18 protein-coding genes are annotated in these 17,819 nt (G+C 61.3%); 9 read left to right on the top strand and 9 right to left on the bottom strand.

Going from position 1 to position 17,819, the window contains the following annotated elements:
- Position 1 precedes the first annotated feature (1 nt).
- Positions 2–1,657, bottom strand: coding sequence for an MBL fold metallo-hydrolase RNA specificity domain-containing protein (locus tag ACSQ2A_RS20650; protein ID WP_436073750.1), 1,656 nt, complete (start codon positions 1,655–1,657; stop codon positions 2–4).
- Positions 1,658–1,783: 126 nt separating this feature from the next.
- Between ACSQ2A_RS20650 and ACSQ2A_RS20645 the strand changes: the two genes are divergently transcribed.
- Positions 1,784–2,134: a DUF1428 domain-containing protein gene (locus ACSQ2A_RS20645; RefSeq protein ID WP_295413805.1), complete on the top strand. Its 351-nt coding sequence runs from the start codon at positions 1,784–1,786 to the stop codon at positions 2,132–2,134.
- A 100-nt stretch (positions 2,135–2,234) separates the two neighbouring features.
- Here the strand turns inward: ACSQ2A_RS20645 and ACSQ2A_RS20640 are convergent, their stop codons facing one another.
- Positions 2,235–2,786 (bottom strand): ActR/PrrA/RegA family redox response regulator transcription factor, encoded by a 552-nt coding sequence (locus ACSQ2A_RS20640; RefSeq protein WP_295413808.1) that lies wholly within the window; start codon positions 2,784–2,786, stop codon positions 2,235–2,237.
- Positions 2,787–2,842: 56 nt separating this feature from the next.
- On the bottom strand, positions 2,843–4,147 hold the full coding sequence (locus tag ACSQ2A_RS20635; RefSeq protein ID WP_295413811.1) for an ActS/PrrB/RegB family redox-sensitive histidine kinase: 1,305 nt from the start codon (positions 4,145–4,147) through the stop codon (positions 2,843–2,845).
- A gap of 140 nt (positions 4,148–4,287) precedes the next feature.
- Between ACSQ2A_RS20635 and ACSQ2A_RS20630 the strand changes: the two genes are divergently transcribed.
- The 4 genes from ACSQ2A_RS20630 to ACSQ2A_RS20615 all read left to right on the top strand — a co-directional run bounded on the left by ACSQ2A_RS20630 (position 4,288) and on the right by ACSQ2A_RS20615 (position 6,799).
- Positions 4,288–4,746 carry a DUF2852 domain-containing protein gene (locus tag ACSQ2A_RS20630; RefSeq protein ID WP_295413813.1) on the top strand — a complete coding sequence of 153 codons (459 nt, stop codon included), beginning with the start codon at positions 4,288–4,290 and terminating at the stop codon, positions 4,744–4,746.
- A gap of 145 nt (positions 4,747–4,891) precedes the next feature.
- Entirely contained in the window at positions 4,892–5,641 is a 750-nt protein-coding gene (locus ACSQ2A_RS20625; protein WP_436073749.1) for a M48 family metallopeptidase, read from the top strand.
- A gap of 53 nt (positions 5,642–5,694) precedes the next feature.
- The gene (locus ACSQ2A_RS20620; protein WP_295413819.1) at positions 5,695–6,033 is read left to right on the top strand and encodes a hypothetical protein; all 339 of its coding nucleotides are present in this window, start codon (positions 5,695–5,697) and stop codon (positions 6,031–6,033) included.
- Between the two features lie 58 nt (positions 6,034–6,091).
- A complete protein-coding gene (locus ACSQ2A_RS20615; protein ID WP_295413822.1) occupies positions 6,092–6,799 on the top strand; it encodes a L,D-transpeptidase in 708 nt (235 codons plus the stop codon).
- A gap of 31 nt (positions 6,800–6,830) precedes the next feature.
- Here ACSQ2A_RS20615 and ACSQ2A_RS20610 read toward each other — a convergent pair whose 3' ends face one another.
- Positions 6,831–7,730, bottom strand: a complete 900-nt coding sequence (locus ACSQ2A_RS20610) for a DMT family transporter (protein WP_436073748.1) — start codon at positions 7,728–7,730, stop codon at positions 6,831–6,833.
- Between the two features lie 313 nt (positions 7,731–8,043).
- On the opposite strand from ACSQ2A_RS20610, the gene ACSQ2A_RS20605 reads away from it, so the two are divergent.
- Entirely contained in the window at positions 8,044–10,368 is a 2,325-nt protein-coding gene (locus ACSQ2A_RS20605; RefSeq protein WP_436073747.1) for a membrane-bound PQQ-dependent dehydrogenase, glucose/quinate/shikimate family, read from the top strand.
- A 503-nt stretch (positions 10,369–10,871) separates the two neighbouring features.
- Here the strand turns inward: ACSQ2A_RS20605 and ACSQ2A_RS20600 are convergent.
- Positions 10,872–11,396 (bottom strand): hypothetical protein, encoded by a 525-nt coding sequence (locus ACSQ2A_RS20600; protein WP_436073746.1) that lies wholly within the window; start codon positions 11,394–11,396, stop codon positions 10,872–10,874.
- A 62-nt stretch (positions 11,397–11,458) separates the two neighbouring features.
- Positions 11,459–12,355, bottom strand: a complete 897-nt coding sequence (locus ACSQ2A_RS20595; protein ID WP_436073745.1) for a WYL domain-containing protein — start codon at positions 12,353–12,355, stop codon at positions 11,459–11,461.
- 157 nt (positions 12,356–12,512) lie between these two features.
- Here ACSQ2A_RS20595 and ACSQ2A_RS20590 point away from each other — a divergent pair, with 157 nt between their 5' ends.
- Positions 12,513–12,701, top strand: coding sequence for a hypothetical protein (locus tag ACSQ2A_RS20590; RefSeq protein WP_084587478.1), 189 nt, complete (start codon positions 12,513–12,515; stop codon positions 12,699–12,701).
- Between the two features lie 126 nt (positions 12,702–12,827).
- Entirely contained in the window at positions 12,828–13,958 is a 1,131-nt protein-coding gene (locus tag ACSQ2A_RS20585) for a DUF2235 domain-containing protein (RefSeq protein WP_436073744.1), read from the top strand.
- A 405-nt stretch (positions 13,959–14,363) separates the two neighbouring features.
- Here the strand turns inward: ACSQ2A_RS20585 and lepA are convergent, their stop codons facing one another.
- The gene (lepA, locus tag ACSQ2A_RS20580) at positions 14,364–16,169 is read right to left on the bottom strand and encodes a translation elongation factor 4 (protein ID WP_295413839.1); all 1,806 of its coding nucleotides are present in this window, start codon (positions 16,167–16,169) and stop codon (positions 14,364–14,366) included.
- 92 nt (positions 16,170–16,261) lie between these two features.
- Between lepA and ACSQ2A_RS20575 the strand changes: the two genes are divergently transcribed.
- Entirely contained in the window at positions 16,262–17,116 is an 855-nt protein-coding gene (locus tag ACSQ2A_RS20575; protein ID WP_436073743.1) for an extensin-like domain-containing protein, read from the top strand.
- A gap of 2 nt (positions 17,117–17,118) precedes the next feature.
- Here the strand turns inward: ACSQ2A_RS20575 and ACSQ2A_RS20570 are convergent, their stop codons facing one another.
- The gene (locus ACSQ2A_RS20570; protein ID WP_436073742.1) at positions 17,119–17,517 is read right to left on the bottom strand and encodes a hypothetical protein; all 399 of its coding nucleotides are present in this window, start codon (positions 17,515–17,517) and stop codon (positions 17,119–17,121) included.
- A 55-nt stretch (positions 17,518–17,572) separates the two neighbouring features.
- Complete coding sequence (locus ACSQ2A_RS20565) at positions 17,573–17,719, bottom strand: hypothetical protein (RefSeq protein WP_436073741.1); 147 nt, start codon at positions 17,717–17,719, stop codon at positions 17,573–17,575.
- Between the last annotated feature and the right edge of the window lie 100 nt (positions 17,720–17,819).

The following is a 17,819-nucleotide window of genomic DNA, read 5'->3' as shown; positions in this document are numbered from 1 at the left end:
ACTATTCGTCGAAGGCCTGTGTCTCGACCGGGGTGACCGGCGTCGGCACGGGCATGGGGCTGGGCGCGGCGCCCAGTTCCGAGAGCTTTCGCTGTAGTGAGGTCATCAGCGCCAGTTTTTCGCTGTCGGGCAGGTCGTGGAGGCGCTGGCTCAAGCGGATGGTGAAATCCGAAAAGGCATTGTGCCAATCGGCCGGCAACTGCCTGAGATCGACGCGGCGGGCGGCCGGTGCCTTGGCGGCGGCAATGCCAGCAGCGGTCAGTTCAAAATAGTCGTCGAGCTGCGGCAAGACGATCTGGTCGCCGCCAAGGCCCGTGGCCATCAGCGCGGCGCGGAGGGCCGTGCGCTCTTCGTCCTCGCCATGGGTAAGGAAGATGGCACCGTGCGCGGGCAGGCGCTCCTTGATCCACTCCATCAATTCGGAATGATCGGCATGGGCCGAATAGTTGCCCATGGAGCGCACGGTGGCGCGCACCGGCACCAGCGTGCCGTGAATGCGCACTTCCTTGGCGCCCGAGAGAATGATCTGGCCCAACGTGCCCGGCGCCTGATAGCCGACAAAGAGCACCGTGGCATTGGCGCGGATGAGGTTGTTTCTGAGGTGATGCTTGATGCGGCCGGCATCGGCCATGCCGGAAGCCGACATGATGATGGCGCCGCCCTTGATGGCATTGAGCGCCTTTGAATCCTCCACCGCCTCGATGATGCGGAAACGGGAATCGTTGAAGAGCTCGTCGGCGGCGAGCTCGGTGTCCTCGAACATCTTTGCATATTTGCGATAGACGCCGGTCACTTTACTCGCGAGCGGGGAATCGAGCACGACGAGGCGCGGGTTGATTTCGCCGTCGCGAATGAGGACGCCGATATCGTGCAGCAATTCCTGGCTGCGCTCGACCGCGAAGGCCGGGATGACGAGATTGCCGCCCTTGCCCAAAGCAAGGTTGATCTCGGTCTTCAGCGCCTCGCGGCGCTGGGCAAGGGTATAGTCCTCGCGCTCGCGCCCGCCATAGGTGGATTCGGAGAGGATATAGTCAAAGCCGGCCGGGCCTTCGGGCTCGTTGTAAAACACCTTTTCGTCGGGGCCGATATCGCCCGAGAACATCAGGCGCACCGGCTTGCCGTCGCCATTGATGACTTCAACCTCGATGGAGGCCGAGCCGATGATATGGCCGGCATTCCAGTAGCGGGCACGCACGCCCGGACCGGGATTGATCCATTCGCCATAATTGCAGGTCTGCCGATGCAGCAGCGCTTCGGTGGCGTCTTCCATGGTGTAAAGGGGCTTGGCCGGTTCATCGCCGCGACGGCCGCGCTTCTTGGTCTCGCGCTCGGCTTCGCTTTCCTGAATGCCGGCGCTGTCAGGGAGGAGATATTCGAGCAGACCCGCGGTGGGCTCGGTCATCCACATCGGCCCGCGCCAGCCCTCGGCATAGAGTTTTGGAAGCAGTCCCGCGTGGTCGATATGAGCGTGGGTCAGGAGCAGAAAGTCGATTTCTTTGGGATTGAAGGGCGTGGGTTTCAGGTTGAGGTCGCGCACCGACTTGTTGCCCTGAAACAGCCCGCAATCGACGAGGAATTGCCCCTGAGGATGCACCACCCGGTAGCACGATCCGGTGACCGTCCCTGCTGCGCCGTGGAAATGGAGGGTCACCGTCATCGAAAAGACTCCCGATTTTTCTCGTTGGGTGTCGAACTTAGCCCCAGCCATTCGTCAAAGTCGAGGCGGCGGAGCAACCGTGATTGTGTCTCTGCCGTTTTGCTCGAGTGAATGAGGAGAGACGAAATGACCTATATCGATGGCTATGTCGCTGCCGTGCCGAGGGCGAACAAGGACCAATACATCACCCATGCCCGGGGCGTGGCCGAGCTCGCCAAGCAGTGGGGTGCGACCCGCACGGTCGAGAACTGGGGCGACGATGTGCCGCCGGGCAAGGTGACGGACTTTCAGCGCGCCGTGCAGGCCAAGGAGGACGAGGTCATCGTCTTTTCCTGGATCGAATATCCCGACAAGGCGACGCGCGACGTCGTCATGAAGAAAATGATGGAAGACCCGGCCATGCAGAACGTCCCCGACATGCCGTTTGACGGCAAGCGGATGATTTTTGGCGGGTTTTCGAACCTGTTCGTGGTTTAGGGGCGCAACTAGCGCAGCGTCATTCCCGCGAAAGCGGGAATCTCGCTCATGGAAACAGAGATCCCCGCTTTCGCGGGGATGACGCGGCGGTTCGTGCTTGTTAGCGCGGTGCGCGCTTGGCCAGAATGCGCTGCAACGTGCGCCGGTGCATGTTGAGGCGGCGGGCGGTCTCGGACACATTGCGGTCGCACAGTTCATAAACGCGCTGAATGTGCTCCCAGCGCACCCGGTCGGCCGACATCGGATTTTCCGGGGGCTCGGGCTTGTCTTCGCCGGTGGCGAGCAGCGCATTGATGACGTCGTCGGCATCGGCGGGTTTTGAGAGATAGTCCATGGCGCCGAGTTTCACCGCGGTCACGGCGGTGGCGATATTGCCATAGCCGGTGAGCACCACGGCGCGGGCATCGGGGCGCTTCTGGTGCAGGGCCGAGACGACTTCCAGCCCATTGCCATCTTCGAGGCGCAGGTCGACGACGGCGAAGGCCGGCGGCTGTTCATTGACGGCGGCAACGCCGGCGGCGACCGAACCGGCGGTGCGCACGGCAAAGCCGCGCCGCGCCATGGCGCGTTCGAGCCGGGAGAGGAAGGCCGCATCGTCATCGACCAGCAGAAGACTGGGATCGGCCGCGAGGAGTTCTTCGAGCGTGTTCATGGCGCTTTCTTATGCGTTTGCCGCTCTTTCGTCAAAATCGAGCGCGTGCCGTGTGATCACAGTGCCGCGCGCGGCCAGGTTATGGTGACGCGGGCATGGCCCGTGGGCTTTTCGTTTTCAAAACTGAGGCGCGCACCGGTGCGCTCCAGGAGGGTTTTTGCGATGAAGATGCCGAGCCCGAGCCCGCCGGGCTGGTGGGCGTCGCCGCCCTGCGGGTCGCGCGGGCGGGTGGTCAGATAAGGCTCGCCCAGCCGGGCGATGAGTTCGGGGGCAAAGCCGGGGCCATCATCGGTCACCGTGACGGTGATGGCGGACTGGTCCCATTCGGTATCGATGCGCACGGTTTCCCGCGCATAGCCGGTGGCGTTCTCGATGAGATTGCCAAGGCCATAGAGCAGGCCCACCGAGCGCGGAAACACCGGAGAGGTGCCCGTCGCGCGCTCGGAATAGAACAAGATGACCTTGCCGCGGCCTTCATGCGGGCGGGCGACTTCGGCCAGAATATCGGTCAGCGGCGCCTTGGCGAACATATCTGCCGGATCGCTGCCGAGGTTTCGCAGTTTTGAGAGGATGGCGCGGCAGCGCGCGGCCTGCGAGATGATCAGTTCAACATCTTCGGCCAGGGGGCTGCCCTCTTCGACCTCGGCCCGCATTTCCTTGGCGGCCAGCGCAATGGTCGAGAGTGGGGTGCCCAGTTCATGGGCGGCAGCGGCGGCGAGGCCATCGAGCGCTGAAAGCTGCTCGCGATGCGAGAGGGCGAGTTCGGTCGCCGCGAGCGCATCGGCGATCAGGCGCGATTCATGGGCGACGCGGATCGTATAGGCGGCGATGAAGGCAATGCCGCAGATGATCGAGACCCAGATGCCGATCACATAGATGCGGTTGAACACCAGTTCCTCGCCCGGGGTCCAGGGCAGGGGCAGGTGCAGCACTGAAATCACCGAGGCGATCACGGCGGCAAGCGCCGAGATCAGCAGCGTTTCGCGCGGCGGCAGGGTCGTGGCCGAAACCGAGACCGGGGCGAGAAGCAGCAGCGCAAAGGGATTGAGGAGGCCACCAGTCAGGGCCAGCAGCCCGCCCAATTGGCAGAGGTCAAAAGCGAGCTGAATGGCAGCAAAGCGCGGGGAGAGCTGTCCCTTGGCACCATAGCGCAGGAACAGCCCAACATTGAGGCCGGCGGAAAGCGCGATCAGCGCCAGGCATTCCCAGAGCGGCAGCGGAAAGCCGAGCCCCAGATGGACAAAGAGCACGCCAATGGTCTGCCCCACCACGGCCAGCCAGCGCAGCAGCACCAGCGTCTGCAGGCGCAACGGCCGCCAATGGGAGGTGTCGTCGCTGATCGACAGGCTCTCTTCGCTCATGATTTTGGGGAACGGTTATGCGCCGCATAGGAAGGGAAAAGCGTCATTTCAAGCCTAGAAATCCCATAGGCACATTCTTGATCCTGCCCCATGGAGGGCCACGTTATGCGCATCGCGACGTGACTGGGAAACGAAACGACATGAACACAGCAATCATCAAACCGCAATGGTCGCCACTGACCATCGCCCTCATGGTACTCGGCTTCATCATCTTCTGGCCTATTGGCCTCGCCGTCCTCGGCTACATCCTCTGGGGTGAGAAGTTTGGCGGCTCTGCCGAAAAAGCACAGGCCTACTGGAACAAGGGATGTGGCTATATGCGCAACAACAAGAAGCACTTTGGCGGCTTCAGCCGTGAACACACTTCCTCGGGCAATGCTGCCTTCGACGACTACCGCGCCGAACAGCTGCGCCGTCTCGACGAAGAACGCGCCCGGCTCGACGCCGAAATCGACGCCTTCCACGACTATATGGCCAACCTGCGCAAGGCCAAGGATCGCGAAGAGTTCGACCGCTTCATGAGCGAGCATCGTGGCTCCCGCCAGGGTTTTGGCGACAACAACAACCCGAACAACAACAATTGGGGCAATAACGGCTAAGGCCGGCCCCGCCCTCCCTTTACCTCCCAAGTGAACTGGCGCCCGCAAGGGCGCCATTTTTTGTTCGTCGCCAAGGTGTCGGATAAGTTTGATCGGCATTGCCGGCAAACCGCACTAGACTGGCCTCGATTGATTCTGCGGCTCCATGTTCTCATTCCTTCGCCAAACCCCGAAAGCACCCAAGAGCGTCACCGTCGAACTCGACGGCCGGCTGGTCGAGGTCGCGGTCAAACTGAGCAAGCGCGCGTCGAGCTTTCGCCTGTCGCTGCCGGCCTCTGGGCCGGTGCTGACCCTGCCGGAGCGATCCCGCTGGGCCGATGCCGAAGCCTTTCTCCTGCGCCATCGCCATTGGCTGGCCGCGCGCCTGCCACGCACCGCCCGTTCCATGCGCCTCGAAGCGGGCACGGAAGTGCCGCTGCGCGGCGTGCCGCATCTGGTGGTTGGCACAGGTGTCCCGCGGGGACGGGTGGAAATCCTGCCCCTTGTCGATCTGCCTGAATTGCGCGTTCCGGGAACGCCCGAGCATCAGCCGCGTCGGCTTTTCGATTGGCTGAAGGCCGAAGCCCTTGCCGATCTCAGCGAGCGCAGCGCCTTTCATGCGCAAAGGCTTGGCGTGACCGTGAAGGACATAAAACTGCGCAGCCAGTCGAGCCGGTGGGGCTCCTGCTCCTCGACCGGCTCGATCAACTACAATTGGCGGCTCATCCTCGCCCCGCCCTTCGTGCTCGACTATGTCGCGGCCCATGAGGTTGCCCATCTCGTCGAGATGAACCATTCCGATGCCTTCTGGGCCACGGTTACGCGCACCCTGCCGGACATGGAGCGCGGGCGAGCGTGGCTAAAAGCACACGGTCGGCAGCTCATGGCATGGGAACCGCCCGGCAATAGCGGCTGATCATCCCATCTGCCCCCTTGTCGCCGCAATTGACCCCCAGCAGCCTTGGGGACATGCAGCGTCTCGTTTTGTCCATCGCGATTCTTTTTGCCTTCGCCACCCTTGCCGGGGTGACGACTGCGCATGCGCATCGCTATGTGGCGACCCCCATCGTCGTGCTCAATCACGTCGATGCCGAGAACGTGCCCATTCGCGTCACTGTAAAAGTGCAGCGCGGCGAGATCGATCTCGGCGAGGGCATCGTCATGCCGTGTGGTTCGCACCACGCCATTCCCGCCCTGCCGCCCCAATTGCCGGTGGCTCCTGAGGGCGAGGATGTTCCCGAGCGCCAATGCGATACTGTCGCCGTCTGGCCCGGCGCCCAGGTCTTGCGGCCCCCGATAGCGGCCTAAACCCCGCGCCGCCCCTCCCTTTCGTTCAAGAGCCCCTTCCGGGGCCAAGGATCTTTTCATGTCTATCGCTGTGAGCGCGCACCCGTCGCGCCGCGCCGTGCTGGCTGGTCTTGCCAGCCTCGGCGCCCTTGCTCTTGCCGGTTGCTCGACCACCGGCTCCACCCGCTCCGCAGTCGCGACGGCGGAACCGGCCGGCCGCATCGTGCCGCCCGACGTGCTCGCCATGTATGGACCACTGCCCGATGAGGATTTCCCGATTCCGGCCGCGCCCATTCACCTGCTCGACCCCGTCTATTGGCGCCAGGAAGTAGACAATGTGACCGGCGAAAAGCCCGGTACGGTGGTGGTCGATACTGCCAACCGCTTCCTCTACTGGACCATGCCGGATGGCCGCGCCATGCGCTATGGCGTCGGCATCGGCCGCGCCGGCTTTGAATGGAATGGCCGCGCCCATATCGCCTATAAGCGCAAATGGCCGACCTGGACGCCGCCGTCCGAAATGATCGAGCGTCAGCCGGAAATCGAGAAATACCGCCACGGCCAGCCGCCCGGGCTCGAAAACGCCCTCGGCCCCCGCGCGCTCTATATCCATCAGGGCAACAAGGACACGCTCTATCGCGTGCACGGCAATATGGACGTGCATTCGATCGGCAAGGCCGTGTCCTCGGGCTGCGTCCGCCTCTTGTTCCACGACATCATCGACCTGCACGACCGCGTGCCCAATGGCTCGCCCATCGTGGTTCTGGCCGATCAGTCGGTCGCTTGATCCAAAAAGGGGGCCGACGGCCCCCTTTTTCTTACAGCGGATGGCCGTCGGAAATGACGGCCTTTTTCGGCCAGCGCTCCAGCGCCACCACGGCCACCCCGCTCGCCATGATGACGGCAATGCCGCACAGAGCCAGGGCGTTGGGGAAAGTTCCGAAAATCAGCATGCCCGAGATCAGCGCCCAGATGGTCGACATGTAGAGGAAGGGCACGACCGCCGCGACGCTGGCTGCGCGATAGGCATTGAGCAAAAGCCAATGCGCCAGGATCAGGAACACGCTCGACCCGACGGCAAAGGCCAGTGTCAGCGGTGACGGCATGGTCCAGCTTTCGAGCAGGAGCCCGGCAAGGCCTGCGCCGATGATTTCAATGGCTCCGGCGCCAACCGCCACCACAAGTCCCGGAATTTCGAGTTTTATTTTCCGCCCGACGAGATCGCGTGCGGCGACGGCAGCCGCACTCCAGAGGCCGAAGAGGGTATAGGGCGAAAACCCGCTGGCGCCCGGCTGTGCCACGAGCAGTGCCCCGGCAAAGGCGAGTACGATGAGCCCGATCTGCAGGCCCGTCAGTTTTTCCTTGAAGAACACCATGGCGCCGATGAGCAGCAGCAGGGGTGAGGTTTGTCCCAGCGCCGTGAGATCGGCGATCGGCACATAGGCAAGGCCGGCCACAAAACCCATCGCCGCGGTGAGTTCGAGCAGATTGCGGATCTGCACCCGCCCATCGAGCATGCGCGGCACGAACTTCAAAAATCCAAGCGCAGCCAGCAGGGGCAGGCCGAGAAAGGTCGAGCCAAGCCCGCGCAGGAACAGCGCCTCGAAAGGCGGCAATTCATGCATGGCCAACTTGAGCAGACTGTCATTGATGGTGAAGCAGGCGGTGGAGAGGACCATCAAGATGATCCCGAGCGAGTTGCCGGAAAGGCCGCGCATGGAGAAAGATTCCGCGAGAAACGGGGCAGGAGAGGCCCGGCACCCCTGATACAAAACGCCGGCGAAATGTCCAGCGAACCCCGGTATCTACTTTGGCATCATCTGCGCGGTCGGCCTTGCCCGATGGGCAAGGGGGCTTTCCCTCCCGGCACGCAAAACTTGACAAGGCACTGTTTCAGAGCGCATGCGACCCATGTTTATGTCTTGACCTATACGTCAGGCCGGGGCGGCGCTAAGCTGATCCGACGGGGCGGCATAGGCCTTTTCGGCCCAGCGTCACTCTCGGCCGTCAATTTTTGAGAACAGGTGATTCATGAAACTGCTGGCGCGGTTATACGCCATTGTCCTCGCGCTGATCGGCGTGGGGCTGGCGGGTGGTGGCCTATGGCTGATTACTCTCGGAGGTTCGGCCTATTACGCCATTGTTGGTCTGGTCTATCTCGTCGCGGCTGTGCTGATGCTGCGCGACAAGGCCCTTGGCGGACAGCTTGTCCTTCTCGTTGCCGTTCTGACCGTGCCCTGGGCGATCTGGGAAGCCGGCTTTGCATTCTGGCCGCTCTTTGCCCGCCTTATGGCGCCGCTGGCTTTGGCCGGTTTTGCCCTTCTCTTCACGCCGGCCGTTGCAAAGCCCGCGAAAAGCGGCGTCTATTATGGCGGTGCGGCTCTTGCCGCCGTGCTTTTTGCCGTTGGTTTTGCGTTCGCTTTCCAGCCGCAAAGCGTCATTCGCCCATCGGCCGATATTCCGGCCTACCAGCTGGCGGCTGGCGACAACACTCCGGCCAATTGGACCTCCTATGGCCGCACGACCGCTGGCCTGCGCTACTCACCATTCGACCAGATCAACCGCGATAACGTGAAAGACCTGGATGTCGCCTGGACCTATCGCACCGGTCGCGGCGATATCGGTTTTGACCAGAACACGCCGCTGCAAATCGACGATCTCGTCTATTCCTGCACCACCACCAACGTCGTCATCGCCCTTAATGGCGATAGCGGCGAGGAAGTCTGGAAATTCGACCCCAAGGCCAGCGCTCCCTTCTGGCAACGCTGCCGTGGCCTCGGTTACTTTGAACTGCCCGCCGACCAGCAGGTCGATGGCCAGCTCTGCAACACGCGTCTGATCATGACCACCGTGGACGCGCGCCTCTTCGCCATCGACGCCAAGACCGGCCAGCTCTGCCCCGATTTCGGCACCAATGGCCTCGTGTCGCTCGGCGAAAACATGGGCGAAGTCATCCCCGGCTTCTACTTCCAGACCTCTGCCCCGCTTGTCGCCCGCGACAAGATCGTCGTCGGCGGCTGGGTGGTCGACAACCAGATGGTGGGCGAACCCTCCGGCGTCATTCGCGCCTTCAACGCTGTCACCGGCGAACTCGACTGGGCCTGGGACCTTGGCAACAAGGCCATCACAAAACTGCCCCCGCCGGGCGAAACCTATACCCGTGGCACGCCCAATATGTGGACCACGGCCGCCTATGACGACGAGCTGGGCCTGATCTATGCCCCGCTCGGCAACTCCACGCCCGACTACTTTGGTGGCAATCGCCCGCCCTTTGCGGACGAATACAATGCCAGCCTTGTGGCGCTCGACATCAATACCGGGCGGGAGCGCTGGAAGTTCCAGACCGTGCACCACGACATCTGGGACTATGACCTGCCGAGCCAACCGGCCCTGCTCGATCTGCCCGATGGCAATGGCGGCACGGTTGCAGCCGTCCTGCAGACCACCAAGCGCGGGCAGCTCTTCCTTCTCGATCGCGCGACCGGCGAGCCGCTGGCCGATGTCGAGGAAAAGCCCGTGCCCCAGACCGGGCATGTGCCGGAAGAATATCTCTCCCCCACCCAGCCCTATTCGGTCGGCATGCCCACGATCGGGGCGGAACACCTGACCGAAGCCAAGATGTGGGGGCTGACCATGTTCGACCAGCTCATGTGCCGCATCGCCTTCAAGGAACTGCGCTACGAGGGTGACTTCACCCCCATCGGGCTCGACTATGTCATCCAGCAGCCGGGCAATATCGGCGGCCTCAACTGGGGTTCGGTCTCGGTCGACGTGCCCAATAACCGCATCTTCCTCAACGACGTGCGGGCCCCCAGCAAGTTCGCCCTCGTGCCCCGCGACGACTATGAAGCCTTCGCCAAGAGCGTCCATGCCGACGGTTCGGGCCACGGCCCCTCGCCCCAGCATGGCACGCCCTATGGCATGGCCACCGAAATGTGGGTCTCCCCGCTCGGCGTGCCCTGCGTCAACCCGCCCTTCGGCACTGTCACCGCTATCGACATGAACACCCGCCAGATCGCCTGGCAGGTGCCCGCCGGTACCGCCGAACAGCTCGGGCCGCTGGGTATCAAGACCAAGCTCCCCATGCCCATGGGCCTGCCGACCTATGCCGGCACCTCGGCCACAGCCGGTGGCCTCGTCTTCTTTGCCGGCTACCAGGACTATTACATCCGCGCCTACGACGCCGAAAACGGCAACGAAGTGTGGAAGTACCCGCTCCCGGTCGGCTCGAGCGCTACGCCCATGACCTATGTTTCCCCCGAAACGGGCAAGCAATATGTGGTCATTTCCGTCGGCGGCGCGCCCTATTCGGCAGACAAGGGTGACTATGTGATGGCCTTCGCCCTGCCTAACTAATTTTTGGGCTTTTAGGGTTTTTGCCCCTTCCCGCTTCGTGTGGGGAGGGGTGCTTTTTTTGGGTTCTACGTCACCTCACCCACTGGATGTCATCCCGGCGTAGGCCGGGACCCATCCCCGAAAAGTGCCACACGCCATCATCTCAAGATGGACCCCGGCCTGCGCCGGGGTGACACCGAGTGGTTGGGGAGTTTTCAGCCCAAGCCCAAACCCCGGCCGGCGTCACCGCCTCCGGTTCAATTCCAAAAGTAGGCAGACCCCGAGGTGGCATTTGCTCCTTGGGACTATTTCATACGGGGCAAAAGCCACCCCGGGGGCCGGGTTTTTGGACAGCATCCACAGCGCCTCTTGATCGCTCGTCGCGAGGGACCGATGCCCGAACCCGCTTTCCCATGCGAACGGGACCGCGACCGGCACACCCCGCTCAGTTCGCATGCAGACCTGCCCGCGCGAGGTGATGGCGCCAATTTATGTCCGCGCCCCGGGGGCGGGGATAAGTTTTTTCAGAAAAGGTCCTGGTCGATATCAGGCGGCCCCAACCGCGCTGCGCGCCCGGCGGCAAAACCCGCCTCATAAACACGGCTTTCCTTGGCATCCATCAGCTTTGCCAGCGCCTCGCGCATATCGCGTCCCTTGGACGTCTTGAGCTCGAAGGGCGGCACCGCCTGGCGCAGCCGGGCCACCGGCAGGGCCGCACCGGCAACGCGCCAGCACCGACAACCCGCCTTGCCATCCCAAAAGGCATGGCGATTCTCAAAATCCTCCAGCATGGCCAGCACCTGACCCAACTGCACCGCGAGCCCGGCAAAGTTTTGCGCGGCAACCGGCAGCCGATCGGCCGGCTTCTTGAGAAACGGCCTGCAATCGCTGATCAACCCTTCCACCGTGGCCCGCTCGGTATTTCCCACCGGCGCTTCCGGTTTTTTGGCGGCGATGGTGCAAATGTCCTTGTGCAGGGCGGAAAGTTGCAGCCAGAGGGATTCGTGGCGCTCGGCGAGGAAGTGCGAGATTGTCGGGGCGAGTGGCATCAAAGTCTCCTATTCGGCGGGTGCCGGATAGGAAAGCATAATGCAAGGCCAGGGGGCGGGGATTAGTTGGCTGGCTCCGTCCAGGTGGCTAATGTCTTTGATTCATCCGCAGCTTTTTTGACTGCATCATTCACGTCGTCAATATTTTGGAGCACGATCTGTTGGCGTAGGGGGTCAGCGTGGGGCTTGTCCAAATCATTCCGGGCTATGAAATAGAAGGCTAGCGCCAATCGCATTTTGATTTCAACCTTCCCCCCGATCATCCCGAAATCTAGCTCTATTGTTTCTCTCTGTTCTTCTGAGAGATCTGGGTGCGGGCAGATTACTAGAGTCGCACTTCGATGCCACACTAGGTCTGCGCTCGCGTCCGCCAAGCTACGTTGCCCGATCAGTGGTTCAGAGATGCGAGTAAGCAGAAAATCCCGGAATTCTTTATGCTCGTGGCACCAAGCCCTAATGTGCCATCGGTGGCCGTCATAAGCCAAGCAGTGGGGCGCAATATTCCGGACTCTTGAGCCGCTAAATGATCTGTAATTTATTTTTAGATCTGTTTTGTCTGATATAGCAGAGACGACCGTTCTTAGGTCTTCATCCTTCATTTTTCTTGACAATTGAGGCATCGTATCTGTGCTCGGTGTTTCTGAAAACCAAGTATCCGCGAGATCTATTGCGCCCATGTGCAAAGCTCGCATCTGAAGCAGATATCGCTCACCGGATACGCGCAAAAAGTGAGGCGCAAAGCGCGGGCCCCTCACGTAGGCCTTTAGGGTCGCGTCATACGCCAAGTTGCCTTCGGCAGCTTCTTGGTAGTTACGCAGGTCAATAGAAGCTTGCGGCGTGGAAATGCCGAACTGCTGTTCCAAATCTCGGCGGTTGAGCCGTCCAACCCAAAACAGCCTCCATTCCAGGAATTCAAAACGCTTCGCCTGTCCCCAGGAGCGGTCTTCTCGTTCGGTCATTGTGGATCACCAGCATAGTATCTTGACGGGTACACAAATTAGACCCATATAGTTTTGAGACGGTCAGAATCGCTCAAAACGCATTGCGCCGCAAGCCCGCATCGCGCTGCGATGAGACCGCCGAGAGCAATTACGCTCGAATTGATCGGGGAACAGAATGGCAAAGAACACCGGCAACGATTTTCGCCGTGGCTCAGTGACTGGACGCACGCAGTTTCAGCGTCCGGATGGGAATTACCAAAAGCGCGATGAGCGCACAGGTCACTTCATGGAAGTGAAACAGTCGGACGGCCCCTTCAAGGGGGTTGCGAAGGAACCAGATGGTCGAGACACCAAAAACTCCTAAGTATCTGCAGATCAAAAGGCTACGCGCCGAGGCGGATGAGGGAGACGACTACCAAGAGTACATGCAGGCCAAGTTGCGGCAGGCGAAAGAGTATCCCGACATACCCATTGGCGTGAGGACGCATTAATGAAGCGGATCGCTATATTTTGCGACGGAACTTGGAACCGAATGTCTGCGGAGCACCCAACCAATGTTTTGGTTGGCGCGCAGCTTGTATTGCCCGTTGATGCAGCAGGCATCCAGCAGATCACGTACTACGACGAAGGCGTCGGCACGGATGGCCCGGAATTTATCAAGCTTTTGCAAGGCGCGTTTGGCTGGGGTTTGCTTGAGAAGATCGAAGCCGCCTACCGGTTCTTGATCTTCAACTATGAGCCAGGCGACGAGGTCTATATTTTCGGGTTCTCGCGTGGAGCTTACACCGCCCGGTCCCTTGCGGGTCTAATTCGGAAGTGCGGTATCGCACCTCGGTCGCAGGCCGGACAAATCCGCGAGATCGTCGAGTTCTACAAAGACGCGGCCACGAAGCCCGATAGCGACGAGGCGCAGAGGCGCCGGATGCTTTGGTCGCCGGGCGTGATCCTCAAGGAGCTTGATAGGCAATGGCGTCTCGATCATGGAGCTCTGCCGGATGTCGTCTCGTCTGCGAAAATGTTGACCATTCGCTATGTCGGCGTTTGGGATACGGTGGGAGCGCTTGGGGTGCCCAAGCACCTGCTTATCAATACGTTCTTCCCGACAAAGAAGTACGAGTTCCACGATCACCAGCTCAGCAGCACGGTAAGAGCCGCACGGCACGCCGTGGCGACTGACGAACGCCGGCTCAGCTTCGAGCCATCACTCTGGGACAATCTAGACATCTTGAACGCGGCAGCGGGCGACAGCGGGAAGTACCAGCAAATCTGGTTTCCCGGTGATCACGGCTCTGTGGGCGGTGGCGGCGACATTAGGGAACTATCCAATGACGCTCTGGCGTGGATCATGGATGGCGCGGCCGTTGAAGGATTGGCACTCAACCTCGATAGGTTGGAGGCACTGCGGAGAGCCACGGACCCATTGGCGCCTCTGCATAACCAGACGCAGAAGCCGGGCTTGATGGATCGCATCTATCAACTTGCGGATCGTGATGGGCCGCAGCGGGCCGACCTCCTTTCCGAGAGCACAAAGATCCGTTTGGCATACGAGGCCAAGGCTAAGGACTGGCGGCCTTATCGGCCACTGACGCTTCGAGCCGTCTGGCCGAAAGCGAATGGCTAAAGGCGGGATGTGCCATGGCAGGGAACTTTCACACGAGAAAGGCACATCCACGATTTGTAGGCGGGCGTGCTATCCGAGTCAGCGAAACGACGGTATTTCGGGAAGACCGATCGCAGCGGAAGCTGCGATCGTATAGCCTGTCGTGCCCGATATGCGGCAAGCCAATCATTCGCATTAGGATGCCGAATTCAGGTGCTGCATTCTTTGAGGGCGGTGACGGGCTGAGGCAGGTGAAGCACCCGTGCTTCACTGTTGGCCGCGGGCTGTCTCGAAAGCGAGACGAAGACACGCCTGATCTGTTCGACAGCCTGGACAGGTCAGAATCGGAATAGCGAGACTAGCACCTCAGGATGGGCCCCGGCTTTCGCCGGGGTGACAGTCAGAGAATGGAATGAGCCTGAAAACTCACTCATCGCCCATCTTCAGCGCCTTGATGAACGCTTCCTGCGGGATGTTGACGTTGCCGTACTGACGCATCTTGGCCTTGCCCTTTTTCTGCTTGTCCAAGAGTTTTCGCTTACGCGTCGCGTCGCCGCCATAGCACTTCGCGGTGACATCTTTTCGCATGGCGCGCACAGTCTCACGCGCGATGATCTTGCCGCCGATGGCGGCCTGGATCGGAATGACGAACAGATGCGGCGGGATCAGCTCCTTGAGCTTTTCGCACATCAAACGGCCGCGCGATTCGGCAACGGAGCGGTGCACCAGCATGGAGAGCGCGTCGACCGGCTCGGCATTGACGAGAATCGACAGCTTCACCAGATCGCCCTCGCGATGGGTATCGAGGTGATAGTCGAAACTCGCATAGCCCTTCGAGATCGACTTCAGGCGATCGTAGAAGTCAAAGACCACTTCGTTGAGCGGCAGGTCATATTCGACCATGGCGCGATTGCCGACATAGCTCAGATTGTTCTGGATGCCGCGGCGGTCCTGGCAGAGTTTCAGGATCGCGCCGAGATATTCGTCGGGCGTCAGAATCGTCGCCTTGATCCAGGGCTCGCGGATTTCCTCGATCTTCATCACATCCGGCAGGTCGGCCGGATTGTGCAGCATGATCGTCTCGCCATTGGTCATCTGGACCTCGTAGACCACCGAAGGAGCGGTGGCGATGAGATCGAGATCGAACTCGCGGGAGAGGCGCTCCTGGATGATTTCGAGATGCAGCAGGCCCAAAAAGCCGCAGCGGAAACCAAAGCCGAGCGCGGCGGAGGTTTCCATTTCAAAGGAGAAGCTGGCGTCGTTGAGGCGCAGCTTGCCCATGGCGGCGCGCAGCTCGTCAAAATCCGAGGCATCGACCGGGAAGAGGCCGCAGAACACCACCGGCTGGGCCGGACGGAAGTCGGGCAGCGGGTTTTCGGTCGGCTTGCGATCATCGGTGATGGTATCGCCGACATTGGTATCGGCCACTTCCTTGATCGAGGCGGTGAAGACGCCGAGTTCGCCGGGGGTCAGTTCCTTGACCTCGAGCAGTTTGGGGGTCTGCACGGCGACGCGATCGAGTTCGTAAACGGCGCCCGAGGCCATCATGCGGATTCGCTGGCCCTTCTTCATCACGCCATCCATGATGCGGACGAGAACGACGACGCCCAGATACGTATCGTACCAGGAATCGACGAGCAGGGCTTTTAGCGGCGCATTGATGTCGCCCTTGGGGGCGGGGAGGCGCGTGACGATGGCTTCGAGCACGGACTCGATATTGAGGCCGGTCTTGGCCGAGATTTCGACGGCGTCGGAAGCATCGATGCCGATGACGTCCTCGATCTGCTGCTTTACGCGCGGAATGTCGGCTGCGGGCAGGTCGACCTTGTTGAGGACGGGGACGATTTCGTGGTTCGCGTCGAGCGCATGATAGACATTGGCGAGGGTCTGCGCCTCGACGCCCTGGGAGGCGTCAACGACGAGGAGCGAACCTTCGACGGCGGCCATGGAACGGGAAACTTCATAGGCGAAGTCGACGTGGCCGGGCGTGTCGATGAGGTTGAGGACATAGTCCTCGCCATCTTTCGCCTTGTAGTTGAGGCGCACGGTCTGCGCCTTGATGGTGATGCCGCGCTCGCGCTCGATATCCATCGAGTCGAGGACCTGTTCCTTCATCTCGCGCAGGTCGAGGCCACCGGTCATCTGGATGAGGCGGTCGGCGAGCGTGGATTTGCCATGGTCGATGTGAGCGACGATGGAGAAATTGCGGATATTCTTGAGCGGCGTGGTCATGGGGCGCTGATAGCAGAAGGCTGGACTCCAAGAAAGATGGTTTCCGCGCGGTAAACGGCAACGTTTGCATGCGAAAGCGCGTTTGCAGGGGCATGACTTTTCCCATTCGCACCCTCGCCGCTCTTTTGATCCTCCTGCCGGTCTCCGTCCCGGCCCAGGATTTTTTCAAACCCCTCGAGGATTTCGTCGAAGATCTCGTGCCCCAAAGGGCGCCGGCGACGAAGCCTGTGCCCAAGGCAATGGAGGTAGAGGAAGAGGCCGAAACGCCGCCACCGCTGCCAAAACCGCGGCCGGAGGGTTTGGGCGACGAGCCTGAGCCGGAAGTGGCGGTTGAGGAGGAGGCTGCGCCGGAGCCCGAGCCGCCTGCGGCCGAGGTAGTGGATGACCGAATCTACCAGACGGCATGCCCGGCGGTGATTTCAGGCAAGGTGGTGGCCAAAATGCTGGCGCCGATCGCTGAAGGTGTCTGCGCGGTGCAATCGCCGCTCGAGGTGACGGCGCTGAATTTGAATGGGAAGACTGTGGAACTGACCAGTCCGATCCAGACCAATTGCGAGATGGCGACGGCGATGGTTGATTGGGCTGGGGAAGTGGATGCCTATGCCAAGGCGGCGCTGGATAGCGAACTCGCAGCGCTGCAGACGGGCACGAGCTATATGTGCCGCCCCCGTGTCGGTGGGGCGGAGCAGTTCACCTCGGAGCATGGCTTTGCCAATGCCGTTGATATCGTCGGTTTTACCCTGGCCGATGGGCGCAGCATTGCGGTGAAGGAAAACTGGCTGCCGGCGACGACGCCGGAGGCGAAGCTGCTCCGGCAGTCACATGGCGCGGCGTGTGGAAAGTTCACGACTGTCTTAGGGCCCGAGGCCAATGCAGATCATGAAGATCACCTGCATCTCGACCTCGGCTGCCACGGGCAGACCTGCACGGCGCAGATCTGCGAGTAAAATCAGGTGCCGGAATAGACGGCGATGACGGCGTCGGTCTGCTGGCGGTCGACGCTGCCTTCGGCGCAATCGACGCCGGCTTTTTCGACATCGGCCTTTACCGTCTCATAGGCTTTCACTGCAGACTCGCCTTCGAGGTGAAAATCGGTTTCGAGCTGGCGGCGATGCGCGTTCATGGCGGTGACGCCCGGCTCGGCGACAGTGATGTTGCACAGTTCAATCGTCGCCTGAGTGGCGTAGAGACCGGTAAGAAGCTGGCCCTGCTTGGGCATGGCATCAACGACTGCACTCGGATCGACCGTTATGGTCGGGGTGGCAGTAGGTGCCGGTGCGGCCTCCTGCGCCAGGGGGGCGGCGATGGTCAGGGCAAGGACAGAAAAGGCTAGGGCGAAGCGGGGCATGTCGGCACTCCATGCTCGGAAAACATTCCCCGCCATTGTCAGGCCGATTATGGCCTCAGCACGGCGTGCAGTCGGCCTTGGGATGGTGCGGGGGCAGGTCAGCCCAATCCTTCGAACTCATTTCCGGTTCCACCAGTGCTGGCACGGCGGGCGCATTGAGCCAGGCAATGACAAGGCGCAAAAGGTCGTTCAGGCGGGACATGGTTGTCTCCTGTTCGCTAACGTTGCGGGGTGGTGTTGAAGTGTCTTCATCCTGCGCCCGAGACCCCTTCGCCGCAATGGACAAGGTTTTTACCTCAGTA

The sequence above is a fragment of the Devosia sp. LjRoot3 genome (assembly GCF_964252865.1).
Classification (GTDB): domain Bacteria; phylum Pseudomonadota; class Alphaproteobacteria; order Rhizobiales; family Devosiaceae; genus Devosia.
This window is presented reverse-complemented; position numbering and strand designations above follow the sequence as displayed.